Annotated in this window: 14 protein-coding genes and 2 pseudogenes; 4 read left to right on the top strand and 12 right to left on the bottom strand. The window is 74.6% G+C overall.

The window, feature by feature from the left end; translation table 11 throughout:
• The 4 genes and pseudogenes from Q6969_RS07605 to Q6969_RS07590 all read left to right on the top strand — a co-directional run.
• Nucleotides 1-457, top strand: a pseudogene (locus Q6969_RS07605) (oxidoreductase); the annotation flags it as partial.
• A gap of 91 nt (nt 458-548) precedes the next feature.
• The gene (locus tag Q6969_RS07600; RefSeq protein WP_317229889.1) at nt 549-941 is read left to right on the top strand and encodes a DUF1304 domain-containing protein; all 393 of its coding nucleotides are present in this window, start codon (nt 549-551) and stop codon (nt 939-941) included.
• A gap of 79 nt (nt 942-1,020) precedes the next feature.
• Nucleotides 1,021-1,680 (top strand): biliverdin-producing heme oxygenase, encoded by a 660-nt coding sequence (locus Q6969_RS07595; protein WP_317229888.1) that lies wholly within the window; start codon nt 1,021-1,023, stop codon nt 1,678-1,680.
• An 88-nt stretch (nt 1,681-1,768) separates the two neighbouring features.
• Nucleotides 1,769-2,590 carry a DNA/RNA non-specific endonuclease gene (locus Q6969_RS07590; protein WP_317229887.1) on the top strand — a complete coding sequence of 274 codons (822 nt, stop codon included), beginning with the start codon at nt 1,769-1,771 and terminating at the stop codon, nt 2,588-2,590.
• A 49-nt stretch (nt 2,591-2,639) separates the two neighbouring features.
• On the opposite strand, the gene Q6969_RS07585 is transcribed toward Q6969_RS07590, so the two are convergent.
• The 12 genes and pseudogenes from Q6969_RS07585 to Q6969_RS07530 form a co-directional block, all read right to left on the bottom strand.
• On the bottom strand, nt 2,640-4,007 hold the full coding sequence (locus Q6969_RS07585) for a glutamate-1-semialdehyde 2,1-aminomutase (protein ID WP_317229886.1): 1,368 nt from the start codon (nt 4,005-4,007) through the stop codon (nt 2,640-2,642).
• Nucleotides 4,008-4,096: 89 nt separating this feature from the next.
• Entirely contained in the window at nt 4,097-5,077 is a 981-nt protein-coding gene (gene hemB / locus Q6969_RS07580; RefSeq protein ID WP_317229885.1) for a porphobilinogen synthase, read from the bottom strand.
• Entirely contained in the window at nt 5,074-5,913 is an 840-nt protein-coding gene (locus tag Q6969_RS07575; RefSeq protein WP_317229884.1) for a uroporphyrinogen-III synthase, read from the bottom strand. The genes hemB and Q6969_RS07575 overlap by 4 nt, the downstream gene beginning before the upstream one ends.
• Complete coding sequence (gene hemC / locus Q6969_RS07570) at nt 5,910-6,896, bottom strand: hydroxymethylbilane synthase (RefSeq protein ID WP_317229883.1); 987 nt, start codon at nt 6,894-6,896, stop codon at nt 5,910-5,912. Before hemC ends, Q6969_RS07575 begins: the two co-directional genes overlap by 4 nt.
• The gene (locus Q6969_RS07565; RefSeq protein WP_317229882.1) at nt 6,893-8,143 is read right to left on the bottom strand and encodes a ferrochelatase; all 1,251 of its coding nucleotides are present in this window, start codon (nt 8,141-8,143) and stop codon (nt 6,893-6,895) included. Before Q6969_RS07565 ends, hemC begins: the two co-directional genes overlap by 4 nt.
• Nucleotides 8,143-8,913, bottom strand: coding sequence for a hydrogen peroxide-dependent heme synthase (hemQ, locus tag Q6969_RS07560; protein WP_317229881.1), 771 nt, complete (start codon nt 8,911-8,913; stop codon nt 8,143-8,145). The genes Q6969_RS07565 and hemQ overlap by 1 nt, the downstream gene beginning before the upstream one ends.
• A 68-nt stretch (nt 8,914-8,981) precedes the next feature.
• Nucleotides 8,982-9,545, bottom strand: a complete 564-nt coding sequence (locus Q6969_RS07555; protein ID WP_317229880.1) for a TIGR03086 family metal-binding protein — start codon at nt 9,543-9,545, stop codon at nt 8,982-8,984.
• Between the two features lie 74 nt (nt 9,546-9,619).
• Entirely contained in the window at nt 9,620-11,257 is a 1,638-nt protein-coding gene (gene mptB / locus Q6969_RS07550; RefSeq protein WP_317229879.1) for a polyprenol phosphomannose-dependent alpha 1,6 mannosyltransferase MptB, read from the bottom strand.
• A 22-nt stretch (nt 11,258-11,279) separates the two neighbouring features.
• Nucleotides 11,280-11,555 carry a DUF3618 domain-containing protein gene (locus tag Q6969_RS07545; protein WP_317229878.1) on the bottom strand — a complete coding sequence of 92 codons (276 nt, stop codon included), beginning with the start codon at nt 11,553-11,555 and terminating at the stop codon, nt 11,280-11,282.
• Nucleotides 11,545-11,961, bottom strand: a complete 417-nt coding sequence (locus tag Q6969_RS07540) for a phage holin family protein (protein ID WP_094115037.1) — start codon at nt 11,959-11,961, stop codon at nt 11,545-11,547. The genes Q6969_RS07545 and Q6969_RS07540 overlap by 11 nt, the downstream gene beginning before the upstream one ends.
• Before the next feature lie 32 nt (nt 11,962-11,993).
• Nucleotides 11,994-12,335, bottom strand: coding sequence for a YtxH domain-containing protein (locus Q6969_RS07535; RefSeq protein WP_317229877.1), 342 nt, complete (start codon nt 12,333-12,335; stop codon nt 11,994-11,996).
• 127 nt (nt 12,336-12,462) lie between these two features.
• Nucleotides 12,463-12,716 (bottom strand): annotated as a pseudogene (locus tag Q6969_RS07530) (protoporphyrinogen oxidase); the annotation flags it as partial.

Genomic DNA, 12,716 nt, shown 5'->3' with positions numbered 1-12,716 from the left:
GTCCACCGGCCGCGTCGACGAGCTCGGCGACCGGCTGCGGGCGCTCGGCGCGGCGGACGTGATCGACCGCGGTGAGCTCGGCGAGCCGGGCAAGCCGCTGCAGCGCATCCGCTGGGCGGGCGCGGTCGACAGCGTGGGCAGCGCGACGCTCGTGAACGTGCTCGCGCAGACCCGGTGGGGCGGCGTGGTCACGGCCGCCGGCCTCGCGCAGGGCCCCGACCTGCCGGGCACCGTGCTGCCGTTCATCCTCCGCGCCGTGACGCTCGCCGGCATCAACTCGGTGGACGCGCCCGCCGCGCTCCGCCGCGAGGCGTGGGCGCGGCTCGCCACCGACCTCGACCCCGCGCTCCTCGACGCGATCACGACGACGGTGCCGCTCGGCGGGGCGGTCGCCGCCGGCGAGCGGATCCTCTCGGGCGCCTCGAGCGGACGCGTGGTCGTCGACGTCCGCTCCTGACGCCCGGCCCGCCGCCGTCCGCGCGCTCGCGGGAGCGCGGCCCGCGCTAGCCTGGGCGCGATGCGGCACGCTGCCGCCGGAGTGAGGGAACATGACCGCGGTCGCCGCCACCGGAACCATCTTCGTCGGACTCGCGGCCCTGCTGCACGTCGTCTTCTTCCTGCTCGAGAGCGTCTGGTTCGAGAAGCCGTTCGCGTGGGGGCGCTTCGGCGTCGAGGACCAGGAGAAGGCCCGCATCATCAAGCCCTGGGCCTACAACCAGGGCTTCTACAACCTGTTCCTCGCGCTCGGCGCGGGCCTCGGCCTCATCCTCTACTTCGTCGGCAACGTGCCCGCCGGCCTCACGCTCGTGCTGTTCACGACCGCGTGCATGGTGCTCGCCTCGATCATCATCGCCAGCACGGGCAAGAAGTACCTGCTCCCGGCGCTGATCCAGGGCGTGCCGCCGCTGCTCGGCCTCGTGTTCTTCGCCGCCGCCTCCTGAGACCCCGCCGACGGTCCCCCAGGGGCTCGCGGCACGCCCTTCCGCCGGGGCGGCGGATGAGGTTAGGCTCACCTACATCATGACCGTCGTCCCCCTCACCGAGGCCCTCCGCGACCGCGCACGACCGCGCGCCGAGAGCCAGGACGCGGACGAGTTCATGACGGCGCTGGTGACCGGCCGCGGCTGCCGCGACGACTACGTGGCCCTCGTCGCCCAGCACTACTTCATCTACCGCGCCATCGAGGCGGCGACGCAGCGCATGGCGGCGGATCCCGTCGCCGCGCGCTTCATCGACCCGCACCTCACGCGCCTCCCGGCCATCGAGGCCGACCTCGACTTCCTGGTCGGCGCCGACTGGCGGGACGTGGTCCGTCCGCTCGCCAGCACGGCGGCCTACGTCGAGCGGATCGAGACGGTCGCCTCCGTGTGGGTCGGCGGCTTCATCGCGCACCACTACACGCGCTACCTCGGCGACCTGTCCGGCGGGCGCCTGCTGCGCACGCTCCTGCAGCGCCAGTTCGGCTTCGACACCAACGGCGTGGGCCTCTACCTCTTCGCCGAGATCGCGGAGCCGCGTCGGTTCTGCGGCACCTACCGCGAGGCCCTCGACCAGGTGCCCTGGGACGACGACGAGCGCGCCCGCGTCGTCGCCGAGGTCGAGCATGCCTACCGGCTCACGACCGACGTCTTCGCCGAGCTCGCCCGCGGCCGGACCACCGCGCCGCTGCGTCGCGCCTGACCGCCGGGCAGCATCCATCCCGCGCCGCCCCCTGGGCGTCCGCCCCGCAGCCCGGTCGGGCGTCCGGGGCCGGGAATAGGCTCCGGGCATGGACGGCTATGACCTCGACTTCCTGCCCATCCCGCTCCCGCTGCCCGAGGCCCCGGCCGACGCGCGGCCCGTGCAGCTCGACTACCGGCACTTCACCGTGCTCATGGACACCGACCGGAGGCTCGCCGCGCTCACGGCCGTGAACATCGACGGCGGGCGCCTCGTGGACGTGGAGCGCACGGACGACTGGCACCTGGATCCGCGCCTGCCGGAGGACCAGCAGTGCGGCCCGGAGCTGTACGCGCGCAACGACATCGACCGCGGGCACCTGGTGCGCCGGCGGGACCCGGTGTGGGGCGACATCGCGGAGGCCGCCCGCGCGAGCGCGGACACCTTCGCGTACACGAACGCCGCGCCGCAGGCGGCCGAGTTCAACCAGTCGAAGGAGCTGTGGCTGGGGCTCGAGGACTACGTGCTGGAGAACGCCGACCTCGGCGACCGGCGCATGACGGTGCTGACCGGCCCCGTCTTCTCGGAGGACGACCCCGTGTACCGCGGAGTCCGGATCCCGCTCATGTTCTGGAAGATCGCGGCCTGGGCCGCGGACGACGGCCTCGCGGCCACCGGGTACCTGCTCGACCAGGCCCCGCAGCTCGGCGACCTCGACCGGGCCACGGCGACCCCGGACGCCCCGGAGCTCGGGCCGTACCGCACCTACCAGGTGGCGGTGGCGGAGATCGGCGCGCTCACGGGCTTCGACGTGGCGCAGCTGGCGGAGGCCGACCGCCTCGGCGTCCCGGCGACCGCCCGCCCGGGGACGCCCGCGGACGGACGCGACGGCTGGGTGGAGCTGGAGCGCTTCGCGGCCATCACGCTCTGACGGGTCCGACGGCGCCGAGGGGTCCGACGGCGCCGACGAGGAGCCCGGGCTAGGCCGGCGGGGTCGCGTCGGCGGCGGCGCGGGCGGCGGCGGGCAGGGCGCGGATCACGCGGTCGAGCGACGCCTCGTCCATGGCGGCCGACACGAACCACGCCTCGAAGACCGACGGCGGCAGGCTGACGCCCTGGTCGAGCATCGCGTGGAAGAAGGCCGGGTAGCGCCAGGTCTCCTGCGCCTGCACGGTCGCGTAGTCGACGATCCCGCGCTCGGGCGGGGTGCCGAAGGTGAAGCTGAAGAGGCTGCCCGCGCGCTGCACGGAGTAGGCGAGGCCCGCGCGGTCGAAGGCGAGCTCGACCGCGTAGATGAGGATGTCGGCGGCGATGTCGAGCGCGCGGTACACGTCGGCGTCGGCGAGGCGCAGCGTCGTGAGGCCCGCGGCGACCGCGACCGGGTTCCCGGAGAGGGTGCCGGCCTGGTAGACGGGGCCGAGGGGCGCGAGGTGGTCCATGACGTCCGCGCGGCCGCCGAGCGCCGCGACGGGCAGGCCGCCGCCGATGACCTTGCCGTAGGTGACGAGGTCGGGCGTCCACGCGTCCGGGTGGTCGGCCGCCAGCCCGGCGTTGTCGAGGCCCCAGTAGCCGGCCGGGTGCACGCGGAAGCCGGTGAGCACCTCGTCGGAGATGAGGAGCGACCCGTTGTCGTGGGTGAGGCGCGCGAGCTCCGCGGTGAACCCGGGCAGCGGCGGCACGACGCCCATGTTCGCGGCGGCGGCCTCGGTGATCACGGCGGCGATGCGGGGGCCGTGCTCGGCGAGGACCGCGCGGACGGCGTCGAGGTCGTTGTACGGGACCACGATCGTCTGCGCGGCGATGGCCTCGGGGATGCCCGCGGAGCCCGGCAGCGCGAGGGTGGCGACGCCCGAGCCCGCCTCCGCGAGGAGGCTGTCGGAGTGGCCGTGGTAGTGCCCGGAGAACTTCACCAGCAGGTCGCGGCCGGTGAAGCCGCGGGCGAGGCGGATGGCGGTCATGGTGGCCTCGGTGCCGGTCGAGACGAGCCGGAGCTTCTCGATGGGGCGGCGGTCCGGGGATCCGTCCACGCCCGCGACCCGCACGCGCTCGGTGACGAGCTCGGCGAGCTCCGTCTCCGCGGGGGTGGTGGCGCCGAAGCCGAGGCCGAGGGCGGCGGCGTCCTGCACCGCCCGCACCACCTCCGGGCGGGCGTGGCCGAGGATCGCGGGACCCCACGAGTTGACGAGGTCGACGTACTCCACGCCGTCGGCGTCGGTCACGTACGGACCCGACGCCCGCACCATCATGCGCGGCGTGCCGCCGACGGATCCGAACGCGCGGACGGGCGAGTTGACGCCGCCGGGGATGACGTCGCGTGCGCGGTCGAAGAGGTCCTGGGAGTGGGTCACGGTGAGTCCTTCGGTGCGCGGTGGCGTCGCGCTCGGTTCGGGCGGCGGAGGGGATCCGGCGCCGGTGCTGTTCTCGGGCGGGTGCGGGCTCAGCGCCGCGCGAGGCGCTCGGCGAGCTCGACCGCCCAGTAGGTGAGGATCGCGTCGGCTCCGGCGCGCTTGATGCCGAGGACGCTCTCCTCGATGGCGCGCTCGCGGTCGATCCAGCCGTTCTGCGCGGCGGCCTCGATCATCGCGTACTCGCCGGAGATCTGGTACGCCCAGACGGGCACGCTGCTCGACGCGGCGACGTCGGCGAGGATGTCGAGGTAGCTCATGGCGGGCTTCACCATGACGACGTCGGCGCCCTCCTCGATGTCGAGCTCGACCTCGCGCAGCGCCTCGCGGCGGTTGCCGTTGTCCATCTGGTACGTGCGGCGGTCGCCGACGAGCTGCGAGTCCACCGCCTCGCGGAACGGGCCGTAGAAGGCGCTGGCGTACTTGGCCGCGTAGGCGAGGATCGCGACGTCGTGGTGCCCGGCGTCGTCGAGGGCCTCGCGGACCGCGCCGACCTGGCCGTCCATCATGCCGCTGAGGCCGAGCAGGTGGGATCCGGCCTCGGCCTGCGCGAGGCCCATGGCGCGGTAGCGGTCGAGCGTGCGGTCGTTGTCGACCACGCCGTGGGCGTCGAGGACGCCGCAGTGGCCGTGGTCGGTGAACTCGTCCAGGCACAGGTCGGTCTGCACGACGAGCGCGTCGCCGACCTCCTCGACGGCAACCCGGGTGGCGACGTTCAGGATCCCGTCGGGGTCGCTGGCGCCCGAGCCCTCCGCATCGCGGACCGCGGGGACGCCGAACAGCATCACGCCGCCGATGCCCGACTCCGCGGCCTCGACGAGCGAACGGCGCAGGCTGTCGAGCGAGTGCTGGGAGACGCCCGGCATGGAGGAGATGGGCTGCGGGTCGGCCAGGCCCTCGCGCACGAACATCGGCAGCACGAGGTCGGCGGCGTGCAGGCGCGTCTCCGCTGTCAGGCGGCGCATGGCGGGCGACGTGCGGAGGCGGCGCGGACGGTAGTACGGGGACGTCATTCGGTGGTGCTCCGATCGAGGAGGTCGGCGAGGCCGGCGATGGCGGCGCTGTCGGTGCGCGGCTCCTCCTGGCGGGCGATGTCGACGAGGGACTGGATGAGCGAGGCGGCCGAGCGCTCGGGCGCGACCACGTCGACGCGGACGCCGGAGCGGCGGGCGTCCTTCGCGGTGCGCGGGCCGATGCAGGCGATGAGCACGCCCTCGGGCACGTCGCCCAGCTGCTCGTGCACCTGCTCCGCGACGCTGCCCGAGGTCACGAGGATCGCGCGGACGCGGCCCGAGGCGACGTCCTCCCGGATCCGGTCGCTGACGGGGACGCCCACCGTGCGGTAGGCGACGACCGAGCGCACGTCGTGGCCGCGGGCGATGAGCCCGTCGGTGAGCGTCGGCTTCGCGATCTCCGACCGCAGCGTGAGCACGCGGCGGCGCGGGGACCCGGCGGCCATCTCGGTCCACTCCTCGAGGAGGGCGGTGGCGGAGGAGTCGATGGACGGCACGAAGTCGACGGTGTACCCGGCGGCCACGAGCGCTGCGGCGGTGGTCTCGCCGACCGCGGCGATGCGGGTGCCCTCCGGCACGGAGGCCCGGTGCGAGGAGAGGACGTCGACCGTCGTGGCGCTCGTGACGGTGAGCCAGTCGAAGGTGCCGCCGGCGAGGTCGGCGAGGGCCTGCTCGAGGCCCGGCGCGTCCTGCGTGGCGGCGAAGTTGATCATCGGCGCGACGACGGGCGTGGCCCCCTGGGCGCGGAGGTCGTAGGCGACGCCGTCGCCCCACGGCCCGCCGCGGGGCACGAGCACGCGCCAGCCCTTCAGGGGCTTCTGGTCCGTCGAGGTCATCGGGTCCCTCCCAGCGGCGCGAGGCCGGCCGCTCCGGCGTCGAGGAGCTCGCGGGACACGGGTCCCGAGAGCGTGGCGGCGTAGGCGCCCAGCTGGGCGACCTCCACCCCCGAGGTGTCGAGCTCGGTGCTCGCGGCCATGCGCTGCGTGCCGTCCGGCCGGTAGACCACGGCGGTGAGGGCGAGGCGGGCGCTGGTGACCGTGGCGAAGGCGCCGATGGGCGCGGCGCAGCCGGCCTCGAGGGCGGCGAGGACGCCGCGCTCCGCGAGGACGGCCGCGTGCGTGAACGGGTCGTCGACGGCCTCGACCGCGCGGCCCACCTCGGAGTGCGTCTCCGCGTCCTCCGCCCGGATCTCGAGCGCGAGCGCGCCCTGGCCGGGAGCCGTGGGCCAGCGGTCGAGCTCGAGGTGCTCCGTGGCGGCGTCGATGCGGTCGATGCGCTCGAGGCCCGCGGCCGCGAGGATCACGGCGTCGAGGTCCCCCGCGGTGACGCGCGAGAGCCGCGTGTCGATGTTGCCGCGGATGTCGACCACCTCGAGGTCGGGGCGCTCGGCGAGGATCTGGGCGCGGCGCCGCGGGGATCCGGTGCCCACGCGCGCGCCGCGCGGCATTGTCGCCAGGGTGAGGCCGTCGCGCGCGCACACGACGTCGCGCGGGTCCTCGCGCGCGGGCACGGACGCGACCGTGAGGCCCGCGTACGGGGTCGTCGGCAGGTCCTTCAGCGAGTGGACCACGAGGTCGCACTCGCCGCGGAGGAGCGACTCCCGGAGGGCGCTCGCGAACACGCCGGTGCCGCCGAGGGTCGCCAGCGACTCGCGCGACGTGTCGCCGTGCGTGGTGACCGGGACGAGCTCGACCTCGAGTCCCGACGCGCCGGTGATCTCCGCGGCGATCGCGCGCGTCTGGGCCAGGGCGAGCGCGCTGCCCCGGGTCCCGATGCGCAGCGTCGTCCGCGGGGTCGGCGTCGTGGGACCGTCCGTCACGGTGCCAGCCCGGAGACGGCGGGCTTGAAGCCCAGCCGCACGTTCTCGCAGCAGCCGGTGCGGCAGACGTCGTACCAGGGCCCGAGGTCCGTCATGTGGGGGCGGTCGGCGGCCGCCATGCCGTCGCGGCGCTCCAGCACGAGGTCGATGAGGCCGTCGACGTACGCGGCGTGCACGCCCGGCGTGGGCACGCGCACCGAGTACAGGCCGTTCTCGGCCGCGGACTCGGTGGCCTCGTTGTCGAGGTCCCACTTGACCTCCATGTGGTCGCTCACGAAGCCGAGCGGCACGATGACGACGGCGCGGCGGCCCCGGGCGGGCAGCTCGCCGATGGCGTCGTTCACGTCGGGCTCGAGCCACGGCATGGACGGCGGGCCGGAGCGCGACTGGTAGACCAGCTGCCACGGCACCTCCTGGTCGATGCCGAGCTCCTTCCGGACCTCGTGCATGACGACCTCGGCGACGGCGAGGTGCTGCGCCGCGTACGCGCCGTCCTGGTCGAAGCCGCGCTCCGCGGGGCCGGACTTGGCGGCGTCCGACGACGGGATGGAGTGGGTGCTGAACATGATCTCGACGTCGGTCGCGAGGTCGACGGGGGCGCCCTCGGCCTCGAGGTGCGCGATCACGTCGCGGATGCCGTCGCGCGTGCCCTCGATGAACGGCGTGACGAACCCCGGGTGGTCGAAGAACTGGCGGACCTTGTCGATGCGGATCACGCCCTGCAGGCCGGTGTCCTCGAGCGCGTCCGCGAAGTCCTCGCGGTACTGGCGGCACGACGAGTACGAGCTGTACGCGCTCGTGGCGACGGCGATGAGCTGGCGGTAGCCCTTCTCCTCGGCCTCGCGCAGGGCGTCGTTGAGGTACGGGCCCCAGTTGCGGTTGCCCCAGAGCACGGGCAGGTCGATGCCGCGCTCGGCGAGGCGCGCCTCGAGGGCCGCCTTCAGCTCGCGGTTCTGCTCGTTGATGGGGCTGATGCCGCCGAACGCGCGGTAGTGGTGCGCGACCTCCTCGAGGCGCTCCTCGGGGATGCCGCGGCCGGAGGTCACGTTGCGGAGGAAGGGGATGACGTCGTCCTGGCCCTCGGGGCCGCCGAACGACGCCAGGAGGATCGCGTCGTACGCGACGGGCTCCTCGACGTGCGCGGGGCCGTGCTGCGCGGCGGGGCTCGCGGCGGACACGAGGGCGCCCGGCTCGCGCGGGGCGTCGGTGGCGGGGGCGGGCTTGCGGCCCAGGTTCACTGCGGCCATTACTGGAGGACCTCCACGAGCTCGGCGGTGGTGATGCGGCGGCCCGTGTAGAACGGGACCTCCTCGCGCACGTGACGGCGCGCGTCGGTGTTGCGCAGGTCGCGCATCATGTCGACCAGGTCGACGAGCTCGTTCGACTCGAGCGGGAGGATCCACTCGTAGTCGCCGAGGCCGAACGACGAGACCGTGTTCGCGATGACGCTGCGGAAGGCCGCGCCCTGGCGGCCGTGCTGCGCGAGCATGCGCCCGCGCTCCTCGGGCGGGAGCAGGTACCACTCGTAGGAGCGGACGAACGGGTAGACGCACAGCCAGTCGCGCGGCTCCTCGCCGCGGAGGAAGCCGGGCACGTGGCTGCGGTTGAACTCGGCGTCGCGGTGGACGCCCGCCGCGCTCCACGAGGGGATGAGCGCGCGGATCAGGCGCGCGCGGCGGATCTCGCGGAAGGCCCACTGCAGGGTCTCCATCTGCGGGCCGTGGATCCAGACCATGAGGTCGGCGTCGGCGCGCATGCCGGAGACGTCGTAGAACCCGCGGACGGTGACGCCCTCGCGCTCGACGATCGCGACGATGCCGTCGAGCTCGTCGACGGCGCCGGGGACCTCGCGGCCGTCGAGGTCGTCGGGGCGCTGCGGGTCGCGGCGGAGGACGGCCCAGAGGGCGTAGCCGCTGGGGCCGGCCTCGGGGGTCGACGCGTCACCGGGACGCGCCTCACCGGAGGGGTCGATCGGGGGGACCTGAGATGCCGCCGACTCGGCAGCCGGGATGCTCATGCCCCCATGGTACGTCGCGTGGCGACGCCGTCCCGCATCGGCCGGACGGCCGTCAGATCATTCCCGCGCTACCGGGCGTCGCGGCCCGTCAGCGCGAGCAGCCGCACCTGCAGGGGCGCGTCCTCCGCGACCGGCACGGGCGACGCGAACAGCCCGCTGGCCTCCAGGGTGTCCTTCTGGGGGGCGAAGACGGTCCACGTCGCGCGCACCAGCTCGTCGTCGATGCGCTCGTCCGCGCCCGTCGCCCGGGCGAGGTCCCAGCCGTGGATGACGACGTCGGACAGCTGCTCGCGCAGGTACTCCCGCGCCGGCACGCGGTCGGTGGAGAGCACCACGGGGCGCTCCGGGTCGACGCCCTGCCACGCGGCGAGAGCCTCCCGGGAGTAGCGGCCCCACTCGGCCACCAGGTCGTCGCCGAGCTCGCGGATGAGGGCCTGCCCGGTCTCGGCGGTGTGGCCGGCGAGGAGGAGCGGCACCCACTGCTGCTCCTCGATGACGTGCGACACGAGCTCCCGGACGTCCCACTCGACGTCGGGCGTGGGGGCCGCCCAGTCGGTGACCGCGCCGAGGCGGTCGGCGAAGCCGCTGTGCGCGCGGCGGATGAGGTCGTGCCAGTCGAGGTCGGTGTCCATGGTCGCGCTCCCGTCGGTGGTGTCCCGGGAGAACGTCCCGGGCGGGCGCGCGCATTCCCGCGCGGCCGCCCGCGTCAGGCCGGGGGCTGCCGCGCGGCGGAGAACTGGTGGCGCGGCGCGCGCAGGGCCCGGAACGGATCCGTCCCCGCGAGTCCCTGCAGCCCCGGCGCGAGCACCCCGAGGACGCCCACGACCGTGACGGCGACCACCAGCACCCGCGGCCACCCGGAGGCCACCGAGTGCACCACGGCCATGGGCTCCAGCAGGTTGACGCCGACGAGGAACACCGTGGCGGACACGGCGAGCGACATGGCCGCGCCGTCGGCGATGCCGACCACCGCCAGGATGACGAGCACCCACAGGCCGTACCAGGGGTAGACCACGGGCGACATCGCGACGACGCACGCGAAGGCCAGCGCGAGGCGCGCCTCGCCGGAGAGCGTGCGGGTCGTGAGGATGCACCAGGCGGCGCCCGCGAACCCGAGCAGGATGCCCGCGGTCTTGATCCCGCCCTCGACGGCGCCGCCGGGACCGCCGAGCGCCTCCACGAGCGGCCCGATCGCCCCCGCCGCGATGCCGAACGGCATGAACCACGACACCACGGAGACGGGGCTCGACAGGGCGGAGATCCAGCCCAGGCCGACGCCGAGGAGCTCCCCCGCGAGCACGAGGAGGCTCATGGTCGCGACGCCGGAGGCGACCCACGAGGCCCAGACGCGCGGATCGCGAGTCGGCGGGCGGAGGCCCGGCACCGCGCCCACGGACCCGTCGACGGCGACGCCCGCCGGCGCCCGGTCGTCGACGCGGCGCGCGCGCATCTCCGCGTGGACGATGGCGATGATCGGCAGCGCGAGCAGCGCGATGGGCTTCACGGCCACGGCGCCCGTGACCAGGAGGACGCCGAGCACCGGCCGCGAGTCGATGGCCGCGAGCAGTCCCGCGACGAGGAGGCCCATCATGAGGGCGTCGTTGTGGGCGGCCATCACGAAGTTGAAGGCCACGAGCGGGCTCGCGGCGAGGAACCACACCGTCCGGACCGGGTCGATGCGGCGCCGGCGCGCGATCCGCAGGCCGCACGCGACCATGAGCACGACGCCGAGGACGGCGACGCCGCGCGCCGCGAGGACGGCGGCCTCGACGCCGAGCGCCGTGTCGATCCCGCCGATGACGCGCTCGATGGCGAGGAAGAGCGGGCCGTAGGGCGCGGGGTTGTGGGCCCACAGCGGGTCGACGCCCGTGCTCCGCCAGTCGTCGAGCACCGCGGGTCCGTGCTCGTAGGGGGAGAGCCCGGCCGCGAGCACCCGGCCCTGGGCGATGTAGGAGTAGACGTCGCGGCTGAACAGCGGCGCGCTCGGCAGGAGCGGGACGGACCACAGCACCGCGAGGCGCAGCGTGGCCGCGAGGCCCGACGCGCCGAGGCGCGGGAGCAGCGCCCCCAGGAGCAGCCAGGCGGCGGTGAGCATGACGCCGCCGACGACGACGGCGACGGATCCGATGCCCGTCGCGAGGGCCGAGACCCGGAGCGCGCCGATGACGGGCAGCCGGCTGAGGCCCGACTCGGCGGGCGTGTGCCCGACCACGAAGGACGCGACGAGGAGGAGCAGCGAGCCCGCGAGCCCGACGGCCCCCGGGAGCAGCAGCGGGTGGGCCCCGAGTTCGCCGGGCTCCGGCGCCGTGCGGCGGCGCGGGCGCCGGGGCTCCCCCGCGGTCACGACGAGCGCCTCGTGCGGCGGGTCAGCGGCGCGCGGCGCGGGCCACGGCCCAGACCACGCCGCCGACGACGACCACCGCGCCGACGCCCACGGCGACGAGGAGCAGCGGGTCCTCGTCGGCCGTGCGGCGGATGCGGCGGCGGAGGTCGGCGATGCCCTCGCGGGCACGACGGCGGACGTTCAGCTTCCCCTCGAGGGCGTCGAGCGTGGCGGAGATCTCCTCGCGCGTGTGCTGGATGTCGAGCTTCAGCTCGGTGCGGGACCGGGGTCCCGTGGGGCGGGGGCGGTCAGTGGTCATACTTGCCCGTCCCCTTCACCGCGTCGACGTCCTCCTTGAGGCTGTCGACGGTCTCCTCGGGGGTCGGCGGGACGCCCTTCTTGATCCAGCGGATGCCGAGCAGCGCCAGCACCGCCGTGATGAGGAGGAACACGCCCGCGACGATGAGCGCGGACAGCCACGGCGAGAACGCCTCGGACAGGCCGAGGATCGCGGCGGCGACGAGCACCAGGAACGCGATGAACGCGAAGAACAGCGCCACGACGAGGAAGCCGGCACCGATCCCCGCGTGCTTGAGCTTGGAGACGAGCTCGTTCTTGAACGACTCGATCTCGTCCTTGATCAGCTGGACGATGAGCGTCGGCAGGTCGGCGACGAGCCGGACGAGCGAGCGCTTGCTCTTCGGATTGAGATCCTGATCCGTCATGCGGGTTTCCCTCCTGGGGATGGGCGGGCGGGTCAGCGGGTGGTGCCGGAGCCGTTCGGCTCGGGCGACGCGGGGTCCATGGTCGGGTAGTGCGAGGTGGAGGCGCTCGACGGCGTGGAGCCGTGGGAGGCGTCCTTCTTGCCGCCCGTGACGGTGCCGACGACCTTCTTGGCGCCGCCGACGACCGCGTGCGCGACGTCGGGGGTGTGGTCCTTCACGAAGCCGGCCGCGTTGTCGACCTGGCGCTGGACCTTCGGGTCGTCCCAGACCTTCTTGGCGTTCGTGCGGATCTGCTCGTAGCGCTTGCGGCCGGCGCGGGCGCCGAGCACGTAACCGACACCGGCTCCGGCGACGAAGAGAAGCTTGCCTTTCATGGGAGATCTCCGATCGTTGAGGGGGCACGTGCAGCACACGCCCGTTCAGCGTATCCCTCCGGCGCACCCGCGTGGTCGGGCCGGGCGGCGCGGGCGCTGCCCGGCCAGGGGCGGCGCGGGGAGCGCATCAGCGGTCGAGGACGCGAGCGGCGGCGGCCTGCGCGTCGGCCACGACGGAGGCGAGTCCGGTGCCCGCGACGGCGGATCCGGTGATCTCGAGCCCCGGGTGCTCCGCGGCCTCGTCGCGGACGGCCTGCACGCGCTCGCGGTGCCCGGAGGCGGCGAACGGGAGGGCGTTGGTCCAGCGCACGCGGGCGGATCCGGTGACGCGTCCCGCGAGCGGGACGCCGAGGAGCGCGGACGCGTCGCGCACGGCGATCG

This window comes from Clavibacter sp. MX14-G9D (assembly GCF_032917815.1).
Taxonomy (GTDB): Bacteria; Actinomycetota; Actinomycetes; order Actinomycetales; family Microbacteriaceae; genus Clavibacter; species Clavibacter michiganensis_K.
The sequence above is the reverse complement of the archived record's forward strand: the minus strand, read 5'-3'. Positions and strand labels throughout refer to the sequence as shown.